This is a genomic window from Limisalsivibrio acetivorans (assembly GCF_000421105.1).
Classification (GTDB): Bacteria; Chrysiogenota; Deferribacteres; order Deferribacterales; family Geovibrionaceae; genus Limisalsivibrio; species Limisalsivibrio acetivorans.
In genome coordinates this window covers 482240-503394 of record NZ_ATWF01000001.1, presented here as the reverse complement: position 1 = coordinate 503394, position 21155 = coordinate 482240, and the positions used below count along the sequence as shown (strand labels likewise).

The 21155-nt window shown below is 47.6% G+C and carries 22 protein-coding genes; 14 read left to right on the top strand and 8 right to left on the bottom strand.

What is annotated here, in order from left to right:
* Nucleotides 1-197: 197 nt before the first annotated feature.
* Genes K300_RS0102400 through K300_RS0102385 form a run of 4 tightly spaced genes read left to right on the top strand, consistent with a single transcriptional unit; the run spans nt 198 to nt 4353 of the window.
* On the top strand, nt 198-848 hold the full coding sequence (locus tag K300_RS0102400; protein WP_162139837.1) for a phosphatase PAP2 family protein: 651 nt from the start codon (nt 198-200) through the stop codon (nt 846-848).
* Complete coding sequence (locus K300_RS14275; protein ID WP_022850067.1) at nt 845-2236, top strand: glycosyltransferase family 39 protein; 1392 nt, start codon at nt 845-847, stop codon at nt 2234-2236. Before K300_RS0102400 ends, K300_RS14275 begins: the two co-directional genes overlap by 4 nt.
* Complete coding sequence (locus K300_RS0102390) at nt 2233-3144, top strand: lysylphosphatidylglycerol synthase transmembrane domain-containing protein (RefSeq protein ID WP_022850066.1); 912 nt, start codon at nt 2233-2235, stop codon at nt 3142-3144. The genes K300_RS14275 and K300_RS0102390 overlap by 4 nt, the downstream gene beginning before the upstream one ends.
* Nucleotides 3145-4353, top strand: coding sequence for a glycosyltransferase family 9 protein (locus K300_RS0102385; protein ID WP_022850065.1), 1209 nt, complete (start codon nt 3145-3147; stop codon nt 4351-4353).
* Here the strand turns inward: K300_RS0102385 and K300_RS0102380 are convergent.
* Genes K300_RS0102380 through K300_RS14270 form a run of 5 tightly spaced genes read right to left on the bottom strand, consistent with a single transcriptional unit; the run spans nt 4350 to nt 7691 of the window.
* Complete coding sequence (locus K300_RS0102380) at nt 4350-5432, bottom strand: LptF/LptG family permease (RefSeq protein WP_022850064.1); 1083 nt, start codon at nt 5430-5432, stop codon at nt 4350-4352. The two genes, K300_RS0102385 and K300_RS0102380, sit on opposite strands and share 4 nt — an antisense overlap.
* Nucleotides 5429-6478 (bottom strand): LptF/LptG family permease, encoded by a 1050-nt coding sequence (locus tag K300_RS0102375; RefSeq protein ID WP_022850063.1) that lies wholly within the window; start codon nt 6476-6478, stop codon nt 5429-5431. The genes K300_RS0102380 and K300_RS0102375 overlap by 4 nt, the downstream gene beginning before the upstream one ends.
* A 3-nt stretch (nt 6479-6481) precedes the next feature.
* Nucleotides 6482-6772, bottom strand: a complete 291-nt coding sequence (locus tag K300_RS0102370) for a DUF1820 family protein (protein ID WP_022850062.1) — start codon at nt 6770-6772, stop codon at nt 6482-6484.
* A gap of 22 nt (nt 6773-6794) precedes the next feature.
* On the bottom strand, nt 6795-7319 hold the full coding sequence (locus K300_RS0102365; protein WP_022850061.1) for a hypothetical protein: 525 nt from the start codon (nt 7317-7319) through the stop codon (nt 6795-6797).
* Entirely contained in the window at nt 7320-7691 is a 372-nt protein-coding gene (locus K300_RS14270) for a phage holin family protein (protein WP_022850060.1), read from the bottom strand.
* Nucleotides 7692-7738: 47 nt separating this feature from the next.
* On the opposite strand from K300_RS14270, the gene K300_RS0102355 reads away from it, so the two are divergent.
* Nucleotides 7739-8578 (top strand): PHP domain-containing protein, encoded by an 840-nt coding sequence (locus K300_RS0102355; RefSeq protein WP_022850059.1) that lies wholly within the window; start codon nt 7739-7741, stop codon nt 8576-8578.
* Nucleotides 8579-8662: 84 nt separating this feature from the next.
* Here the strand turns inward: K300_RS0102355 and K300_RS0102350 are convergent, their stop codons facing one another.
* A complete protein-coding gene (locus K300_RS0102350; protein ID WP_022850058.1) occupies nt 8663-9007 on the bottom strand; it encodes a DsrE family protein in 345 nt (114 codons plus the stop codon).
* A gap of 103 nt (nt 9008-9110) precedes the next feature.
* Here K300_RS0102350 and K300_RS0102345 point away from each other — a divergent pair, with 103 nt between their 5' ends.
* The 3 genes from K300_RS0102345 to nadN all read left to right on the top strand — a co-directional run bounded on the left by K300_RS0102345 (nt 9111) and on the right by nadN (nt 13353).
* Nucleotides 9111-10079 carry a nucleoside recognition domain-containing protein gene (locus K300_RS0102345; RefSeq protein ID WP_022850057.1) on the top strand — a complete coding sequence of 323 codons (969 nt, stop codon included), beginning with the start codon at nt 9111-9113 and terminating at the stop codon, nt 10077-10079.
* Between the two features lie 64 nt (nt 10080-10143).
* On the top strand, nt 10144-11277 hold the full coding sequence (locus K300_RS15900; RefSeq protein WP_022850056.1) for an OmpA family protein: 1134 nt from the start codon (nt 10144-10146) through the stop codon (nt 11275-11277).
* 270 nt (nt 11278-11547) lie between these two features.
* On the top strand, nt 11548-13353 hold the full coding sequence (gene nadN / locus K300_RS0102335; RefSeq protein WP_022850055.1) for an NAD nucleotidase: 1806 nt from the start codon (nt 11548-11550) through the stop codon (nt 13351-13353).
* A 78-nt stretch (nt 13354-13431) separates the two neighbouring features.
* Here the strand turns inward: nadN and K300_RS0102330 are convergent, their stop codons facing one another.
* Complete coding sequence (locus K300_RS0102330; protein ID WP_022850054.1) at nt 13432-14046, bottom strand: HAD family hydrolase; 615 nt, start codon at nt 14044-14046, stop codon at nt 13432-13434.
* Nucleotides 14047-14145: 99 nt separating this feature from the next.
* Here K300_RS0102330 and fliD point away from each other — a divergent pair, with 99 nt between their 5' ends.
* The 6 genes from fliD (at nt 14146) to bioB (ending at nt 20696) form a co-directional block, all read left to right on the top strand.
* Nucleotides 14146-16761: a flagellar filament capping protein FliD gene (gene fliD, locus K300_RS0102325; protein ID WP_022850053.1), complete on the top strand. Its 2616-nt coding sequence runs from the start codon at nt 14146-14148 to the stop codon at nt 16759-16761.
* Between the two features lie 23 nt (nt 16762-16784).
* Entirely contained in the window at nt 16785-17201 is a 417-nt protein-coding gene (gene fliS, locus K300_RS0102320) for a flagellar export chaperone FliS (RefSeq protein ID WP_022850052.1), read from the top strand.
* Between the two features lie 6 nt (nt 17202-17207).
* Complete coding sequence (locus K300_RS0102315; protein ID WP_022850051.1) at nt 17208-17546, top strand: hypothetical protein; 339 nt, start codon at nt 17208-17210, stop codon at nt 17544-17546.
* Between the two features lie 494 nt (nt 17547-18040).
* The gene (locus K300_RS0102310) at nt 18041-19495 is read left to right on the top strand and encodes an AAA family ATPase (protein WP_022850050.1); all 1455 of its coding nucleotides are present in this window, start codon (nt 18041-18043) and stop codon (nt 19493-19495) included.
* Nucleotides 19496-19497: 2 nt separating this feature from the next.
* On the top strand, nt 19498-19764 hold the full coding sequence (locus K300_RS0102305) for a hypothetical protein (protein WP_022850049.1): 267 nt from the start codon (nt 19498-19500) through the stop codon (nt 19762-19764).
* Nucleotides 19761-20696, top strand: a complete 936-nt coding sequence (gene bioB / locus K300_RS0102300; RefSeq protein ID WP_022850048.1) for a biotin synthase BioB — start codon at nt 19761-19763, stop codon at nt 20694-20696. The genes K300_RS0102305 and bioB overlap by 4 nt, the downstream gene beginning before the upstream one ends.
* Here the strand turns inward: bioB and K300_RS15895 are convergent.
* Nucleotides 20688-21155, bottom strand: a complete 468-nt coding sequence (locus K300_RS15895; RefSeq protein ID WP_022850047.1) for a gamma-glutamylcyclotransferase family protein — start codon at nt 21153-21155, stop codon at nt 20688-20690. The genes bioB and K300_RS15895 overlap by 9 nt on opposite strands.

The following is a 21155-nucleotide window of genomic DNA, read 5'->3' as shown; positions in this document are numbered from 1 at the left end:
ATATTTTCGATTAATCAACCGACATTTTAATACACCCGAATATGTAAAGTCAAATGAAACTGTTTTTAGTGTTATTGAACATGTTTTGCATCGTTGCTAAATCCTGCGTATCCTGCTAATATCTCCCGGTTGAAACATCCTATAACCCATTTCGGAGAGAATAATTGCTGTTTAATCTGTCATATAAATTTATCGCATTGTCCGTAATAGGCGGGCTCATATTTAAGTATTTCCCCCGGATAGATATATGGTTTTCATCCATATTCTATAAGGACGGGGAGTTCTATCTGAGCGACTATCCATGGATCGACTATTTCTACCAGTCCGCCCATGTTGGTGCTCTTCTGCTTGCCCTTATAGTTATTGTCACCTATGTGGTTGTGGTTGAAACGAAACTGCATAAGCCGGGTAATGAAAAGGCTATGCGTATCAAGAAGGCGTGCCTTTTCCTGCTTATCGCCATGCTTATTGGGCCGGTAATAACGGTGAACGGTGTCATGAAAGAGGGAATAGGAAGGGCGAGACCCACTAATGTTGCAGAATTCGGTGGTGATAAGATCTTTACACCGGCGTTCACCCTCGCTGATCAGTGCAGTTCAAACTGTTCATTCGTCAGCGGACACGCCTCTGCGGGCTTCTTCCTAGTAACACTGGCTCTCGTTGCCAGAAGGGAATGGAGACGCAAGGTTTTCTGGATAACCCTTACCTACGGAGGGCTCATCGGCATGACAAGGGTGGCTCAGGGTAAGCATTTTCTGAGCGATGTTATATTCGCCTTTGTGATCACCTACGGGGTGAGCAAGCTCGTGCACTACGCAATGTACAGGGAGAAAGACGCCTTTCCATGAAAACCTCTATTCTAACAGATAGAAACGCACTTTTAGCCATTGCAGTATTCGGTATTCTACAGGCCTTTTACAACATAATGCTCCCCCTGCATCCGGACGAGGCATACTACTGGCTCTGGAGCGTATACCCGGAGCTGAGCTACTACGACCATCCACCCATGGTGGCATGGATAATATGGCCGTTTACGCTCTTCGGGGATAGTGAATTCACTGTCCGCCTTGCTGCTGTGTTCTGTATGAGCGGCGCATCGGTGTATATGTATCTGCTGACAAGGGATGTCTTTTCCAGAGAAACGGCGTGGCTCGCTCTGCTGGTTTCCGCAACTCTTCCGTCAACCAACATGGGCTATACGATAATAACCCCCGATGCACCCCTTATCCTGTTCTGGGCGGCCTCGGCGTATCATTCATACAAGGCTGTTTTCAGAGGGTCATGGACGGACTATATGCTCACCGGGGTGATGCTCGGCGGGCTGATGCTGAGCAAATACACCTCTGTCTTGTATATGGGATCACTTTTTATCTTTGTGCTGTTAAAACGGCCGAAGCTATTCATAAGCGTCAAGCCCTGGGCGGCTGTTGTAGTGGCATTTATCGTGTTTTCGCCGGTAATTATATGGAATATGCAGAATGAATGGTTGAGCTTCTCTTTCCAATATGCTCATGGCACAGGCAATACATTCAGATCCAAGTATCTTGTTGAGTTTATAGCCGGTCTGTTTGTTGTCTTTACACCCGTATACTTTGCCATACTCCTGCGCTATTTTTTCGATGTGAAGGACTGGTTCAAAAATGATAGATACTTCTTCGTTATGGTCTCCTGCCTCTTCCCGCTTCTCTTCTTTTTATATAAGGGAATGTTCAAGCGCATGGAGCTGAACTGGGCGGCCATCGCCTTCATCACGGGAACCGCCGTCTTTGCCCATGCGGTGCAGAGATACAAGCTCAAGAAAACCTTTATAGCGGGGGCTGTTCTCGCCTTTACGATGACCTTTGTGGTGAAGTTCTCAAACCTCCTCCCTCTGCCGCCAAACCTGAATATCCACAGCCGTATACAGGGGTATGAGCAGGCTGTTGAGCGGTATGAGAGCTACATAAAGCCCGGTGATGAGCTTTTTGGCGGGCATCTGCGCATAGCTTCGATGATAGCCTTCTATGTGGAGGGGCGTACGGATGTGAGTATCCCCATAAGGGAGCGTTTCAGCCAGTTTGACATATGGGACAAGGAAAAGGACTTCTCAAAGATGGAGGGGCTTTTCCTCAGCGAAGGTGATGAATATAAAAAGCTCAAGGAGGTTTTCTCTTCCGTTGAACTTGTGGAGCGCTACGTGTTCCGGCAAGAGGGGCTTAAAGAGCGTGAATTCTATATATACAGGGTTAAAGGTTGATCACGAACATAATTAAGTTTGCCGTATCCGCCGTTTTGCTCTTCTTCGTTTTCCGGATGGTGGATTTCGGCGAGTTCTTTGCGATAACAGCATCCGCCAGCATACCCCTTATTCTTGGTGCCCTTATTTTGCAGACCCTAAGCACAATAACTGCTTCGTATCGCTGGTATCTTATTATGAATGCGCTGAAATTTCCCGGGTCTGTGCTCTTCTACGGCAAAAGCTACTTCAAAGGCTCCTACTTCAATCAGGTTCTCCCGGGGAGTATCGGCGGCGACGCAGTTCGTATACTTGAGGTGAGCAACGCCTACAAATGCAAAAAAAGGGAAGCCTTCTACGGCATTTTTATCGATCGTATTGTCGGCCTGCTGGGGCTTCTGGCTCTCAACTTCGCAGCAAACCTTATAAACCGTGGTCTTCTCCCCGAGTGGCTCTATAAGCTTATCATGGGTATAGGCCTTGTTGGCTTCGGCGGTTTCTTTATGTTCCTTCTCATTGCAGGACATCCGTTCTTTACGAAGTATCAGCTGTTAAGGCTTTTTCATAATATCAGGGCACGCTTCCTGCGGGTCTATAACAGTGCGAAGAATATCGCTGTTCAGTCGGGGCTGTCCCTGCTCACACACCTTTTTTCCGTACTTTCGATTTTTGCCCTCGGCAACGCCCTTGGGCTTGACTATCCGCTCTATGTGTATATGGTAACTGTGCCCCCTGTGCTTCTTCTGCTCATCGTTCCCATATCCCTTGCGGGGTGGGGCGTTCGTGAAGGAGCCATGGTGGGTATATTCATGCTCGTGGGCGCACCGAGGGAGTCTGTTCTCTCCATTTCGATCCTCTACGGGCTCATACTTATAGTATCCAGCCTGCCCGGTATGTATTTCTGGGTAAAGGGGAAGGGGAAGTATTAGATGAAAGTCGACACTATGAGGGCAATAGACCACCTGGCGGGTGTGCCCCTCTGCTTCTTATCAACATATATCACTAAGGTTATAAACCCCATACAGAAAGAGGTTAAAAAGCCTGAAAAGGTTCTCTTTATCGAGCTTTCGGAGATGGGGAGTACGATACTCGCCGATCCCGCTATGCGCAAACTGGCAGAAGAAACCGGTGCAGAGCTCTATTTTGTCATATTCGAGAAGAACAAGGGGAGCCTCGATCTGCTGAAAACCATCCCAGAGGATAATATCTTTACCATCAGCGAGAGCGGCTTTTTCAGCCTCACAAGGGACACGCTACGTTTCCTGAAATGGTGCAGGGAAAAGGATATCGATACGGTTATCGATCTCGAGCTTTTCTCCCGCTTCACAGCACTGCTCACAGGCTATTCGGGCGCAGTGAATCGTGTCGGGTTCTACAGGTTCCATAATGAAGGGCTTTTCCGGGGGGAGATGCTGACCCACAGGGTGGCGTATAATCCCCATATACATATCTCCAAAAACTTTATGGCGCTGATCAATTCACTGCTCGCAGATGATGAGGAGATACCATATTCAAAGACCCTTATAAGCGATGAGGATATAAAACTCTCCAAGGTGTATTTCTCCGATGAGGAGAAGCTTGGAATGAGGGAGAAGATCCGGGGGATCTACCCTGAACTCGGGGAAAAGAGAATCGTCCTTGTTAACCCCAATGCCAGCGATCTCCTCCCCCAGAGACGCTGGATGCCTGAATACTTCAAGGAGCTTATCCAGATGATGCTCGCCGAGCGTGAGGATACGGTTTTCCTTATAACAGGTGCACCCTCCGAGAGGAGTGAGGCGGCGGAGCTCGAGAAGAATGTAGGTTCAAGCAGATGCATCAATTTTGCTGGCAAAGTAAAATTCTCCGAACTGCCTCTGCTCTATTCTGTGTCATCATTTATGGTTACAAACGATTCTGGGCCGGGGCATTTTGCCGCAATAACGGACATGCCCACATTCGTATTCTTCGGCCCCGAAACCCCGAAGCTCTATGGCTCTCTTGGGGATACAACGCCCATATACGCAGGGCTTGCATGCTCACCATGCGTTAGCGCATCAAACCACCGCAAGACCCCCTGCGATGACAACCGTTGTCTGCAGGTGATAAAGCCGGCGGATGCCTTTGGGGTGATCGCTCCGAAATTGAGGAGTATCTAGGAAGACCTTTCCCTGCTGTATATGAGATAGAAGGCGAGCCCGGCAAACAGTATATGGGGTGTAATGCTCGCCACGAGGGGGGAAACAACCCCTGTCTTTGCGATGGACTGGGCGGAGCCCATTATGACCCAGTAGCCGAAGGCGGCGGAGAGTGAATATACTGCGCTGAGTACATAGGAACGGTGGCGGGAGTAGTTCACAGATAAAGGGAACACCAACAACAGTATGATGATAACGCTCAGGGCGTGGCTGAAGTTTTTATACAGCATCAGCTTATATTTTGAGGCATCGAGCCCCTGATTCTCAAGTATGTCGATGATCCGGCCAAGCTCCGCAATGGAAAGGAATTTCGGCTGATTTACGGGGAGATCCGCCAGGTCGCTGAACATCGGGTTATCTTCCACAGCCACATCGATCTGTTCCACAAGTTCCGGCACAGGGACAAGGCTGAATATCTCAATATTCTCAAGCTTCCATTTATCACCCGAAGGGGTAACGGATTCTATCCTCTCAAGGCGGTCTATCTCGAAGCTGTTATCAAGCCTGTAGCGGCTGACACCCCTGAACGACTTGTCTATGGGGTCTATCAGCTCGAAATGGACAAACCCTTCCTCACTGCGCATCCAGGTGTTGGTGAGCTTCCCCTTGAGAACGAACTGCTCACGATCGAATACCTCTGTCTCGTAACGCTTCCTCTCAAGCTCGATCCACGGATTCACAGTATCCCCCATCCAGACAAGAAGACCGGATGTGAATACACCGATTATAAGAAAGGGATATACAAGACTGCGAAGCTTGCCTCCGAGTGTGACAAAGGCTAAAAGCTCGTTGCTCCGAACAAGGGTCACCATAGTGAGCATCGCCGTTATGGCCATCGCCATGGGCATCGACTCATGTATGGAGTAGGGGATCTTAATAATGTCGAAGATGAGGATCGAATAGAAGGATACATCGTATTTCGCCATCAGCTTCGTGTGGTGGAAGGAATTGGCGATTACATTGAGGATTATCACAAATACCTGAACTATAAGGGTGTATTTGATGAACAAGCGCAGCATGTACAGGTGGAACCTCTTCATTTAAGCACCCTCCTCAGCGTGAATAAGGTGACGGCGGCAAAAAGGATATTGGAGAGCCACGCACCGGAGAAGGGCTCAAGCTTCCCTGAACGAACAAGGTTGAGCGCTACGAAAAACAGGATATAGTAAACAGTTAGCAGTAGAAGGGATACGGGTATACCCACCGAACGCCCCGAACGCTGGAAGAATATCCCCAGCGACATGCCGAATACACTCATGATAACGGCGGAGAAGGGGAGGGCAAAGCGTTTTGAATACTCGAAGGCGAAGGTGGGGCTCTCTCCGAAATTAGCTTTCAGCTCATCCAGATACATGAAATACTCGTAGCGTTTGTTGAACTTGTCACGAACATCAAATCCCAGATTGGCTCCAAGCTCGCCGAAGTTTATCACAGAATGATTAGACCTCTCCGATGTTCCCACGATCCTTCCGTTCTGGAGCTCCATAACAAGCCCCGCCTCATCAGAAGGGGTTATCCTGCCGGAGCCTGCGCTTACTATGCTCCCCGAACGGCGGTCTATGATAACAAGGTTTTTGAAGCTGTCCTGACCGGTTTTTTCATCGGCGTAGAAGAGCATCCCAGGAACCTCGTCATACATCTGCTTCTCTTTCATATCATTGATGGATATCGTTTTGGCGATCTCAGCCAGGTTATCCACAGCAAGACTGCTCCCCTTCGGCATAAGGTATGTGCTTATGGCGATTCCGGCGATAAATGCGGCAAGACCGAGAGCTATGGCGGGTTTGAGGAAGAACATAGGCCCCGCTCCAGTGGTTCGCATAACGATAACCTCGGAGTCCGCACTGAGCCTGCCGAAGCCGATAAGGCACGCCATCAGGGTCGCCGTGGGAATGGTTATCATCAGAAACGAGGGGAGATAGAAGACGATGGTCTGGGCGATGAGAATACCCGGAACGTTCTTTGTGAAGAAGAGATCAGCCAGAGATACCAGTTTTTCAAGCAGGAGCAGGGTGACAAGCAGGACGTTGCCGAGGATAAAAACGGGGAAAATCTCTTTGAATATATACCGCTGGAGGGTGTTCATCCGTTAATCATCATCCCCGTTATAAAGCCTGATTATGGGGGTTTCCTTCTCTATGTATACCTCATCGATACGTATGATGGTATTGATGGGAAGAAAGGTGCGCTCAACGTTTTTGAATTCGGTTTTTATCTTGTCGTCTCCGGGGGTTACGAGAATATCCGAACTGTCCATGAAGACAATGTCCGATACCTCTATGAGCCCGAGGAAGGAGGAGGGGTTAACACTGGAGGCGTGGATGGTCATGCTCTCCTTCTCCCCGTTTACAAAGGTTATTTTAAAGAGTTTCTTTTTCATCGTTCATTCAGCTCAAATTCAATTATTTTTTCGGTACGATACGGAGCTTGGGCTTTCCATCTTCGACCTTAAGGGATACGTCTATATCAGTATATCCCTTGCTTTTCAACTCATTTATCTTTGTTTCAACAGCAGCTTTAACCTTTTCCCTGTTGTAGCTTCCGTCGAGCTCTTCAATCTTCTTAAGGTAAGCGGGTGCGCTTGTCTGTTTCGTGGTTTCTTCATCGCTTATACCCTGCTTCTCCTGCTCTATCTCCGCCTGCCTTTGCTGAGGGGTTTTGATAATCCCCTCCTTCTCGGCCATCTGCCTGCTCCATTTCTGCCGCATGGTCACAAACTTTGCCACCAGATTATTGAACCGGAAACGCATGGCAGAGTTCGGGATCTTAACCCGGTTATACTCCTGCATAATCCGGTTTATCTCACGTTCCTGGGAGTTTGGAGGGGTAGGGGTTGCGCCTCTGAAGAACTGATCGTAGCTTATACGCATCTTGTTCATCAGCTGCTCAAAGCGGTCCAGGTCTTCCTTGATCTTCTTGGTGTCCATTCACTGAATCCTGTCCAGCCTGTTGGCAGAAGCGTAGCCGTCCAGCAGCACGTTTACAAAGCTTATGATCAGTGCGGCGAATAAGGCGGAGAAGAAGCCTTTTATATACATATCTCCGGCCAGATCTGCAGCTATCATCACAAAAAATGTATTGATGATAAGATACAATATGCCTACAGTTAATACCTGCAGAGGTAGGGTGAGAAACACCACAATCGGCCTCACGAAGATATGCAGAAAGGTAAGGATGAGCGCAGCGCCGATAAGGTTCATGAATGTACCCGTGTCGAAGCCAGGTATCAGGAAACCCGCAGCGGCAAGCCCTACTAGATTTGCTAAAATTCTGTATACGATATAGCTGCCATCATTCATAGTGTAACTATATTGTTAAAAGCTATATAAAACAAGGAGATTTCAGGATGATAGATCTGCACTGCCACTCCGTATACTCCGACGGAACTTATACACCCACTCAACTTATTGAGCATGCCGAAAGAATCGGCCTTAAAGTCCTCGCTCTTACAGACCATGATACGGTGAGCGGACTCCCCCAGTTTTTCGCCGCAAAGACAGGCATAGAGCGTGTTGCGGGTACAGAGCTGAGTATAGACTACAATAAGGGAACCTTCCACCTTGTGGGGCTTTTCCTGAATCATACCGATGAGAAGCTTCTTAAGACACTTGACAGCCTTCTTGAGGAACGCAGAAGACGTAATGAGATTATGATAAGACTTACGGGTGAGCTTGTGGGTAGGGAACTATCAATGGAGGAGCTCTCCGGCGACAGCCGTGGTGAGCTGGGAAGGCCTCATATAGCCAAGTTCCTTATCAGGGAGGGTATCGTTAAGGATACCGATGAGGCGTTTGATAAATATCTCGGCAAGGGAAAACCCCTTTACAGGGATAAGCGGAGGCTCAGTTTTGATGAAGGTGCTGAGCTTATCCATGGTGCCGGCGGTGTAGCCGTTCTGGCCCACCCACTCAGCCTTAAGCTGGATAGGGATGAGTACGAGCCGTTTATAGGGGATCTTAAAGATAGAGGGCTGGACGCCGTTGAGGCGTACTGTTCTATGCACCAGTATCAGGATATGGTCTTTTTCGGTGATATAGCCAGAAAGCTGGAACTCCCTGTTTCCGCAGGCAGCGACTTCCATGGAACGAACAAGCCGGGCGTTAAGCTAGGCAAGGGCAGGGGGGATCTCAAAGAACCTATGCGTATCTACGATACCCTCAAAGATTTAAGCTTGAGGTACGGGTAACAATCTTGTTCAAGGCGTGCGGTTACTGATTGCCCGGTAAGGCAGCAGGGGGAACACCTTTAAACATGCTCCCCCTGATAACTCTCACCAGCTGATTATTTTAGCATCCTCTGCCATGGCTGCTTCGAAAACACTGTCCGCAGTGGCTGTTTCTACACCCTTCATTACATTCTCCGCAGGCATGCCAGCTTCGTTCATGCAGTCTGGGCCGATAAGGATTCTTCCCCCTTTCTCAATAACACCCCGAATGAGATCACGTTCATCATCAAAGCCTTTCTTTGTAATATCGGCAACGAAGACAGCTCTGATATTAAGCAGGATTGTAACAGCATGGCCTCTCATAAGAGCCTGAGTACTGAAACGCAGAGCCTTAGCAGCACGCCATCCTTCATCGCTTGTAAGGTTTACAAATAGACTGGTTTTAGACATTTCTCTCTCCTTGCGAATATATTGATATATGAATATAACTTATCAGCAGGGTGTATGTGAAGTTGAAATTGCCTTAATCTTTTTTGAGTATTATAGTCGTTGAATGCTTAACCATATTCGCTCCGTATTAAAGGAAACCTACGAGATTTGCTATGTACTTTTTAAGATTATGATCCCTGTCATAATCGCTGTTAAATTACTGTCAGAGTTAGGTGTTATCGATGTGTTGTCGGGTCTCCTTGCGCCTGCGATGCAGGTTGTAGGACTGCCGGGGGAACTTGGGCTTGCTTGGGCAACGGCCCTTGTGACGAATATATACGGCGGAATCATTGTTTTCGTGGCTCTCGCCAGGGATATGGATATAACAGCGGCCCAGGCAACCATCTTTGCCTCTATGGTACTGATTGCACACTCGATGCCTGTGGAGCTTCAGGTAATGCGAAAATCTGGTCCCAGGCTTCGTGTAATGTTGATCCTTCGTCTGGGTTCTGCGCTCTTGTATGGTTGGCTACTTCACCTTATCTACACTGCCACAAATACGCTGCAACATCCTGTACAGATAGTATGGACACCCGAACCCAGAGCAGAGGGGCTTCTGGCATGGGTCTTTGCCCAGGTAACAAACCTCGCCTATATCGCTTTTATTATCCTTTGTCTCGTTGTTTTTATGCGCATTCTTTCAAAACTTGGCATCATAGACCTTATGAACAGGCTTCTTTCGCCCCTCTTGAAAGTTTTCGGTGTGAGTGCAAGGGCTTCCACCCTTACCATCTTCGGCTTAACCCTTGGGCTATCATACGCTGGCGGAATGATTATCAAGGAGGCCAGAAGCGGTAAGCTGAGCGAGACGGATGTCTTTTTCTCCGTTTCACTTCTCGGGATAATGCACAGCCTTATTGAGGATACGCTCCTGCTCATGGTTATCGGCGGAGAACTATCCGGCATACTCTGGATGAGAATCCCGTTCTCACTACTTGTTATATTCCTTATTACTAAAGCTGTGAGCAGGATGGATAAAGAAACCTTTCATAGATACATATTCTCCCCTGCACCAGAAACTGTTCAAATGTGAAAATCCCCCTTTACCCGATTAAAACAAGATGGGTATAATTTATAAAATGAATAAGGGGGATTAGATGAAAATAATTATTTCTGCAATACTTTTGATGATTTCAGTCGCTGGAACGGCGGTGGCATTCGATATGTCAAATGCCTGGTATGTGAGCCCATATGCCGGATACCGATTCTTCGATGATAAAGAGGACCTTGAGAATAATCCGGAATTCGGTCTGCGATTCGGCAAATTCCTTACAGAGAATATCGCCGCAGAGGGTGGACTTGGGTACATAAACTCAAACTATGAAGATACGGGTGATGATGAGAACCTTGTTGTTCTAGATGCCAATGCTCTCTATCATTTTAAAGTATCAGAAGATAAGAAGGTTATGCCCTACGTTCAGGCGGGTATTGAGGGTAGAAATTATGGGAAAACACTTTGGGGTGTTGATGCAGGTTTCGGCTTTAAGTATCTGTATAATAAGAATATAGGTGGTGATCTTAATCTCAAGAATGTCTATTTCGGTCAGGGGCGACACGATCAGGTTGTTTCCCTTTCCCTTAATTTCTATTACGGCGTAAAGGATGAGAAGGAACCTGTAACCGTTGTTATCCCTGTTAAAAAAGAAGAGCCTAAGCCCGAACCTGTGAAGGAAGAGCCTGTGAAACCCTCCGTTGAGGAGAAGCCTGCTGAGTCCTTTGCGAAGGCTGAGGAGCCTGAGAAGAAGGAAACCATGGCTGTGGCTGCGGTGGGCGATGCCGATAACGACGGCGTTAACGACGATGAAGATATGTGCCCTGGAACCATGGCTTCCGTTGTGGTTGACGAATACGGATGCTTCCACAGCATGGATCTTGAAGTCTACTTCCCCTTCGATAGCGCAAAGGTGCAGAAGAAGTATATGGGAAGAATCTCTGAGTTTGCCGGATTCATGAAGAAGAACACCATACTTAAGGCGGAGATACAGGGGCACACCGACAGCATCGGAACCGAAGAGTACAACAAGGCTCTCTCAGAAAGAAGGGCAGAGGCTGTTATGAAGAAGCTCACGGGTGAGTTTGGTATTGCAGAAGAAAGGCTGAGCTCCATAGGATACGGCGAGGAACAGCCCATTGCTGACAACTCAAACCCCGAAGGCCGCCAGAAGAATAGAAGAATTGAGACAAAACTGCTTACTAAATACGGCGGTAATGTCGAATCCCAAAGCAAATAATCAATAAAGGGCTCCTTCGGGAGCCTTTTTTTGTTATAACTGTGGAGCCGATTGTTAAGAAAATGCTGAAAAAATCATCAGAGCGGAAGGATTATCAAATAGGTAATTATTGTAAATAAAGGATATTGTTACCTGCCCAATTCAAGCTTACTACTAAAACTCAACAACTAGTTCAAAAAAACCACACAATAATATGAATATAAATATCAGTAAGATCACATAAAATAGCCTCATGATTGATGAAGAATCCAAATCTTAATGAGGTGAATCATGAAGAAGGTATTACCGGCAAGCATCCTCAGGGTGCTTATCTTTGCTGTTATTGCGGCAACATTCTTTCTTTCCGGATGTGCAGGCGACAGCGACAGCAGTGGCAAAAGCATTAAGATCGTTCATGTGAATGATGTTCACTCCCATCTCGACGCAGCAACCTATGATGTTACCCTCGATAACGAAACAACAAGAATCGAGCTCGGCGGCATTGAGAAGGTTGCCCAGAAGATCAAAGAGCTCAGACAGCAGTCATCCAACACCCTCGTTCTCCACGCAGGGGACGCAGTTCAGGGTACACTCTATTATACTCTCTTCAAAGGTGAGGCTGACGCTGAGGTTATGAACGAGATCGGTTTCGATGCCATGGCCATCGGAAACCATGAATTTGATGATGGCGATGAGTTCCTCAGCGGTTTCATCGACATGCTTGATGCTCCCGTTATCAGCTCAAATATTGTTCCCGATGCGGGCTCACTTCTGGACGGCAAGTTTTCCCCCTATGTAATAAAAGAGGTAGACGGCGAGAAGGTTGGTATAATCGGTCTCACAGTTAAGCAGAAGACCGTTGAGTCCTCCAGCCCCAGCGACAACCTCACGTTCCTTGATGAAGCTGAAGCACTTCAGATTTATGTGGATGAGCTTCAGGGTAAAGGCGTTGAGATGATCGTTGTTCTCAGCCACTACGGATACAGCAAAACAAAAGAGCTTGTTAAGAGTATCCCCGCCATCGACGTTGTTGTTGATGGAGATTCACACACACTCCTCGGCGATTTCGACTATCTCGGCCTTTCCAACTCAGGCGACTACCCCACAATCGCTTCCAATGCAGACGGCGACAAGGTTTGTATCGTTCAGGCATGGAACTACGGATACGCTGTGGGCGATCTTACAGTTAAATTCGATACAGATGGTAAGGTAGAGAGCTGCTACGGCGAGCCTGTTCTTATCTCTGGAGACAGCTTCCTTCGTAAAAACGAAGAGGGTAACAGGGTGGAGATCGAGGGTGATGCTAGGGCCGCTGTGTATGATATAATCTCAGCCCATGCAAACATAGACATCGTTGGCGACAACGCTTCTGTGGCTACGATAAAGTCTGCTTATTCCTCCCAGGTTGATGAGCTTAAGAATCAGGTGATAGGCGAGGCTGGAGAGGATCTTCTCCACAACCGTATCCCCGGGCAGGAATACTACGGTGTGAGCCTTCCCCTTGGCTCTGATATTGCTCCCGTTGTTGCCAAGTCCTTCTACGAGCTCAGCCTCAGATCCGACCTCTGCATCCAGAATGCCGGTGGCGTAAGGGTTAGTATAAACGAAGGTGATATAACCATCGGTGATGCTTATACACTCCTTCCCTTTGCCAATACTCTCTTCGAGATAGAGATGTACGGCTCCGAGATTAAGCAGGTTCTTGAGGATGCCATCGAAGGTATACACCAGGGGGGCTCCACAGGCGGTTTCCCCTATGCCTATGCACTTCGTTATGATGTGGACAACTCTCAGCCCTTCGGCAGCAGGGTAAGCAACCTTGAGGTTATGGATAGAGAGACTAAGACATGGTCTTCTCTTGAGGACAGTGAGATGTATGTTGTTGTTACAAACTCCTATACAGCTGCCGGAAAAGACGGTTACACAACCTTCGGTACTGTTCAGGAGGAGAGAGGCCCCGGTGTTGACACCTACCTTGACTATGCAATGAGCTTCGTTGCTTATGTTGAGGCAAGGGAAAAAGCGGGTGAGGAAGTGATGAAGCTTCCCGCTGCTGAGCACTGCATAAAGATCTATACAGCCGGCACAGACTGGTAAAATAAACACCAACCCCCGTAATAGAGCCCCGGTACATCTGTGCCGGGGCTTTTTTATATTACAACCTCTCGTGTATTATCAAAGGTATTCGAAAACATCCATATGATGGTCGATTCTGGGGCTTTCGAAGAGGTCATTGCCGAAGGCTAGGAAGGGGACTTTGGCGGATTCGGCTGCATAGTAATCGTTTGTGGAATCGCCAAGGAAGAGAATCTCCTCTTTGCTACATGAGAAGTGGTCTATGAGCTTATAAAGCCCTTCCGGATGCGGTTTGGGTTTAACTACATCGAAACTGCACACGAGGCGTTCGAAATAGTCGTACATATCAAAATGTTTAAGCAGATAATCAAGGGACAGACCCCTGTTTGTGAGAACAGCCAAACGGTAGCCCTTGTCACTCAGTTCTTTAAGGGCATCATGGATACCGGGATTCGGAACCATCTTATCCAGAAACTTCTTGAAATTAAGGTTTGAGGCAAACTCCATGATCTCCTCATACTTTGCATCGTCCTGGGAAAACTCCCTTATTATCTCGCTATTAGTCTTCATCATTGCAGTATTAAGGGTTTCCGGGTCATCCCAGTTCAGCATGGGGAGTGAGAATTTATTGAACACATAATCATAGTAGGCCTTAACCGCCTCCAGACTATCAAAAAGTACGCCATCGCAGTCATAAACAACTATTTTTTTCATAACACTGGGTTTAATATATTAAATAAGAAAAAGCAATTTTTTTCTAAAGTTAAGCCCGTTATTGCCGAATAGAGTGATAACCATTGGAGGGTTTGCTATATGGGCGCAATAAAAATGGGCGGAATCGTCTCAGGGATGGACACCAATGCCATAGTTGATGAACTCGTTTCAGCAACTAAGGCTCCCATCGACAGACTGAACCAGAAGCTCGAGGTCAAGGCTCTTGAGAAGACCATTTACAGCGATGTGAATGAGAAACTCGGAACGCTTGAGACCGATCTTCTTACGCTCCGCCTCGAATCAACATTTAAAACGAAGAACGTTAACTCCTCAAACTCTTCACTACTCTATGCTACTGCTACTACGGAAGCGAGTCCGGGTACGCATGTGGTAAACGTTGAGCAGACAGCGAAGAACTCTTCCTGGGTCAGCTCCTATACACGTCAAAGGGTAGCTGAAACAGGAGCAGGAGTTGCGGGGCTGTCCGGTGTGCCGGATGACAACATTGAGGGTCTGCATCAGGTTGAGATATCCGACAAGGGAACACATTTCTTGTCCACAAATACATTTAAGCCCGATAACTGGGGAACCATGACCAAAAGCAACGGTGCTGTTCTGGCTGGAACAGTTGTAGATGCTTCCGGCGATCTCCAGGCGGATTACACCGATGCTACATTAACCATGGATTTCAGCGATGGTACCGACACCTACAGCGTTACATCAACCTTCACCGCCGCCACAGGCGATGATATAAACACGGTAACAAGGCAGATCGAGGAGGATATCAACTCCCAGCTTAATACTGCCATGGGCACAAACGCAAAGCAGTACTATGCGGTACGTGCTGATTACGACGATGCAGCAGGGGAGTGGAACATATCCTTTTACGAGCCGGCGACATCTAACCTCGACATGAGCGTTACTGGCGGTACTGCACAAGCAGATCTCGGCCTCGGAGCCGGCTTTGACAGCACTGGAAGCGCTACAAACATAATGAAATATCATAGAGCCGCCGATGCAGCCTCACTTCACACCAAGATGGATGACGCTGTGGGTGGGCTTATACCGGGTGCTACTCTTAAACTCTATGCTTCTGAGATAGAGGAGGGGACATTCTCCGTTAAGCAGGATGCCTCCCTGAAGGTAGCAGGTGATACGTACTCTGAGGTATTTGGAGCTGACGGAGTATCCACCACCGCCCCCCTTGATACATACGTTACCGGACTTAATAACGCCGGTTTCGATAATACTGTAGATGACTCAGCCAACGGATACTTCACCATAAACGGTATCCAAATTGAGGTTGAGGACTACACCAAGATCAGCGTTGATGAGCTGCTTGCTAAGATCAACTCATCCGGTGCAGGGGTAACAGCCAATTACGAAAGCGCACAGGACAGGATAGTTCTCACAAACAATGAAAAAGGTCCTAAGAATATCGATCTAGGTACATCCAGCGACACAAGCAACCTGCTTGACGTAATGAAACTTACCTACAACGAAGGTGGAGTTAAGGCGCTTGGAAGTACAGAGGGCTCCATAGACCCCACAGCACCCCTTTCAGAATCGGGGATGTCCGCTGTGCCTAATTCGGGCATTTTCACCGTCAACGGGGTGTCAATTTATGTAGACTCTAAGAACGACAGCCTTAACGATGTTATGCAGAAGGTTAACAACTCCGGCGCAGGCGTAACCATGAGTTACGACACCTCCACGGATAAGGTAAATATCGTATCCGACAGCAAGGATAAGATCTCCTTCGGCTCGGCATCGGACACCAGCGGATTCCTGCAGGCCGTTAACCTTACCACCAACACCACCGTTGAGCAGTCCTTGGGAACCGAAGGAAGGAGTGCGGTAATAGAGGTGGACGGTGTTACGTATGTTCGTGACAGCAACAATGTGGACGACATTATCCCCGGTGTTGAGCTGGATATTCGCGGTACGGACGGAACCCCCATAACCCTTACGATAGAAACCGACACAGATAGAACCATAAAGGCAGTAGCAAGCTTTGTTCAGCACTACAACGAACTTATGCAGAAGCTGAACGTTCCCGATGTGAGCGATGATGATCGCGATGAATACATGCGAACCCTCAGCGATGAAGAGAAGAACTCCATGTCCGATACTGAATACAAGGAATGGATGGAGAAGTTCTACGAGGTTAACGAGTACGATATCATCTCCAAGAGTTCGGAGCTGAGAAATCTTCATCAGAGTGTGCGTGCTGAACTGTTTTATGAGATACCTGGATTAAATAGCACATTCAGTAACTTACAGGAACTCGGCATCGAGATTGCCGGCGATGGTGATATAGAAACCGAAAGTCTTGGTTATCTTATCAAAGATACGACCGATTATGATGAAATAGTGGCCGCCCTTGAGGGGAACACCGATTTCCTCAATGCACTCCGTAATCAGCCGGCAGACGTCTACAACTTCTTTGCAGAAGATGGCGGATGGACGAATGAATACGAGGACATGATCGAACGCTACACCGAAAACGATGGAATGATCCAGACGAAGGTGAAGGCGGACGGCAGCCTCGACAGAGAGATGCAGAGACTCAGCGAGCAGATCGAAAGACTGCAGGACAGGGCGGAGATGGAGCTTGAAAGGTATTGGAAGCAGTTTACGGCCATGGAAAAGGCCATAGCTGATGCCGAGGCACAGGGAAATGCGCTTACGCAGGCACTCTCAGGGGCCGGATAAAAGAATCAAAAGGAGTTGAGCTAGTGTCCAACCCGTATCAGAATTACATCAAACAGGAAGTCGAAGGGGCAACCAAAGGAAAGCTTGTTCTTCTGCTGTATGATGGTGCGATTAAGTTTATGAAGCTTGCGATCATAGCCGTCAATGAGGAGAACGTTCCTGAGGCTCACAACAACATCATGAAAGCGGAGAACATCATATACGAGCTGATGTCCACGCTTAACATGGATGCAGGTGAAATCTCTGATAACCTTATGAGGCTTTACGATTTTATGATATGGCAACTCATCGAGGCAAATAAGACAAAGGACAAGCAGAAGATCGAGTCCGTAATTGAGCTTATGGCAAGCCTTAGAGAAGCCTGGAAAGAGGTTGTAAAGCAGGAAGAGGGATCAGGCGAACAAAGTGGAGAGGCAAAGTCAATTAATTTTGCCGGATGATGCATAGTGATAAACTTTGAAGGACCAATAGTCAATCTTCGTGAAAAGCTCATGGAAGTTGAGAAAAAACGGGGACAGGCTGCCGCAAACGAAAAGAATGAGCCTATCGAGAGCAAAGGGAAGAGCAGCAGTGAGAGTTCATCTTCCAGCCAGAGCATTGCGGATATTATCAGCATTCGCAATGAAAACAGAATGGCCGCAGACAGCTCCATACGCTCTGAGGAAGAAGCTAAGGAGGTCCTTGGCGACCTTATGAAAAGCTTTTCCAAAAGTACCGGCGAGTCTATCAATGCCCATAAAAAGGCAGACCCGAATACTGTCATGCAGTTTTACCCGTTTGAGTGATTTAACGAAGAGTAACTTTTAGAGATAGATTTCTTAAATATATTACAAGATCACAAATGCCCCTCGACTCAAAGAGGGGCATTTTTACGTCCAAAGCCTTGCCTGTACTGTCATACAGAAAATATTTATTATTTCAAAATCAGGAAAAGAGTTTGTTTCTCCACAATGATGGTTAAGCCGTCTAGATCGTAACTGATAATCAAGCGTATTATGAATAGTTTATGTTGTGATTATAAAGTAGTGTCTACCATTCATACATCTTCTGCAAGTAATGATGAGTGTTTCCCGCTGTATAAAAGACTGTCAATAAGATACAAATCAATAAGAAGCAGTTTCTTGAGTAAAAAATATGTAAGATGGTATATTTCCTGACATCATCTCGAAGGGAACTTTGTTCAGTCTTTTATGCCATTTATTTCGCTATCTTATTGAAAAATATTCCTCTTTTGATATTATAGTGAATAGATGTATGATCTGATTTATTGAAGGTGGATATGTATAGAGAGTATTTTGCTTTCAGGGACAAACCTTTCCGGCTTACTCCAAGTCCGGCATATTTCTATTGCTCCTCCACCCACGACAGGGCAATGACCCTCTTGGAGTATGGAATAAACAGCCGAAAGGGATTCATGATGCTTACCGGTATACCCGGTTCGGGCAAAACGACTATGTGTATGCTCCTGCGGGAAACACTTGCGGAATGCAACACAGCCCTAGTGGAAAAATGCCCTGATAAGGATATTCTCAAAACCGCCTGCTCGGAATTCGGCATCGAGATAGAGAGCTCCTCCGAGGACAACCATCTTTTCGGCGTGCTTATGGATTTCTTCGTAGATGAATACAAGAAGGGTAAGAACAACGTCCTTATCATTGACGATGCCGATGAATACTCCGTTGAAACCTTCAATATGCTTGAGCGTCTCGCTGAGATTGAGATAGAGCAGTGTAAACTTGTACAGGTTCTCCTTGTGGGAACGCCCGAACTCAGCTCCAAGCTCATGTATGGACAGATAAACAACCTGAACGAACGGGTCTTTTTCGTACAGGAGCTGGGTCTTCTCGGTCTTAAGGATACAGCTATGTATCTACAGCACCGTATAAACCAGGCCAAGGGTGCCGATCCCGACATCCTTAAGCGAACAGCGGTTGTGGAGATCCACCGTTTCAGCCACGGTCTCCCTTTGGAAGTAAATGTCATTGCCGATAAGGCCTTTCAGGTAGCCGCAGAAGCTAAGGACAAAAAGGTCGGGCCCAAGCATGTTCGAAAGGCTGTAAAGCTCATTTCCGGCGTTAAACCGCCACTCCGCTTCGCAACCATAGCTCCATATGTAACTCCCGTGCTCCTTGTTCTAGTGCTCATACTGGGATTCATGCAGTATCAGAACATGACTAAGGAGCCAGAGCAGAAGGTTGTAGTAATAGAGAAAGCGCCCGAGCCTCAACAACCCGTTACCGAGAGGATACCTTCCGAGGCTGAGATAAGGGAGCAGACAACAGAAGAGCCTGAACCACAGGTTCAGCAAGAAGCCGAGAAAAAGCCGGAGCAGGTTTCCGAGCCTGTTGAGCAAAAACCTGATCAGGCAACTGAACCTGCTCAGCCGTCCGCCGAAACGGAGCCGGCTATGCAGGCAGATACACCCATCGCAGATAACATGACTACGCAGGCGGATGAGCCCGAATCATCTGTTGAGAAACCTGCCGAGGAACCCTTAGAAGAGCAGGCAGAGGCAGTCCGTTACGGATGCATAACAGCAAACAGCGGGCTTAATATGCGTGCAGAGCCCACCACAAACGGAGAGCTGCTCACCGTTGTACCCTCAGGAGAGTCCGCCGTGTTGATAGAGAATAAGCCTGCAGGGTGGTGGAGAGCAGAATATAACGGTATTGAGGGCTATCTTTACGGCTCCTTCGTTGAAGAAACTGATAACCCGGAAAACTGCGGCGGTTAAACTTGTCCAGACACACCTTTCTTATAATTATCACTATTCTATTCTGTGTATCCTGCGGTGGTAAAAGCGAGACAGCGGATCAACTGCGTATACTGGAAGAGCAGATCAAGCTTATGCGTCAGGATACAGCCAGGATGAAAGAGGGGCTGGACAGTCTTGAAAAACGCCTTTCATCTGTATCGGAAAAACTGGATAAGCAGAATTCCGATATAGATACCACAAGGCGGGAGTTGGACGCCGCCATCGAAGAGATGAGGGAGCTTAAATGAACATATCAGAGAAGCTTGCGAATGAATACAAGCCTAACAGCAAGTACATAGACGAATTTCTTAAGCTACCGGATGAGGAATTATTCACTCAGGCAGAATCGATAAAGATGAAGAGTTTCGGTTCCTTGATGGCCACATGTGCCATAATAAATGCGAGGAGCGGCCTATGCAGTGAGGACTGCTCCTTCTGCGCCCAGTCCGCACATTACAGCACAGATGCACCCGAATATCCGTTCATCGACCTGAAGCGTATCGATGAAGCCGCAAAGTCTCTGGCGGAGAAGGGTGTTGAGCGTTTCAGCATCGTGATGAGCGGAAAAGGACCCACAGAGGATGAATTTCAAAAGCTGAAAGAGGGGATAGGCATAATCGTTTCCCACGGCCTTCTGGCCGATGCATCTGTAGGCATATTGAGCAGGGAACAGCTTATCGAGCTTAAGGATGCGGGGATGTCCGCATACCACCACAATCTCGAAACCTCACGCAGTTTTTTCCCCGAAGTTTGCACCACCCACAGCTACGAAGAGGATGTTCGGGCTGTGCGGGACTCTGTGGAGCTCGGATTATACGTGTGCTCCGGCGGTATCTTTGGTCTTGGGGAGTCGTGGATGCAGAGGGCGGAACTTGCCTATACACTGAAAGAACTGGGAGTTCAATCGGTTCCGGTTAACTTTCTGACTCCGATACCCGGTACACCAGCAGAAGGGAAGGGGATACTTGATAAGAACGAGGCGCTGAGAATAACTGCCCTTATGAGAATGATCCTTCCCGACAGACATATACGCATATGCGGCGGCAGAAACGCTGTCTTCGGAAGCGATGATTCTATAATGCACACTGGGGCGAGCGGGCTCATGGTGGGGGATTATCTCACTATCAAGGGCGTTTCCCTCGATGAGGATATGGAGAAGATAAAAAAGCTATCAGAATGAAAGAGATATGGCGAATGCCGCCGCCGCTGAACTGAGTATGGTTTTTACCTTTCCGGTTTTATGGTGCTTTGCAAACTCCGCCCAGTCGCCACCCTCAACACGCAATCCCATGGTTTTGACAGCCCGCTCCTTGGAGGGGTTTGCGGTGAACATTATTACGTCCACACCGTTAATCTTTACTATCTTCTCTCTATATACCGGATTAATCTCGAAAACTCCCTCATACTCTCTCAGGGAGCGGAGGGTATCTTTATCAACCTCGTAAACCTCTCCGGTCATTTCAGAATCTTCACACTCAACGGCCACAGGATAGCCGAAGGGGAGATGGTAAAGGCTTCCGTTTACCCTTGCAGTAAAGAGGGGTTCCTTGTCCTTTAAAAAAGTTCTGTGACCGTGCCACCCTTTGCGGAGTGTTCCGTAAACAAAGACCTTAACAGGATAGGTGAGGTTTTCAATCAT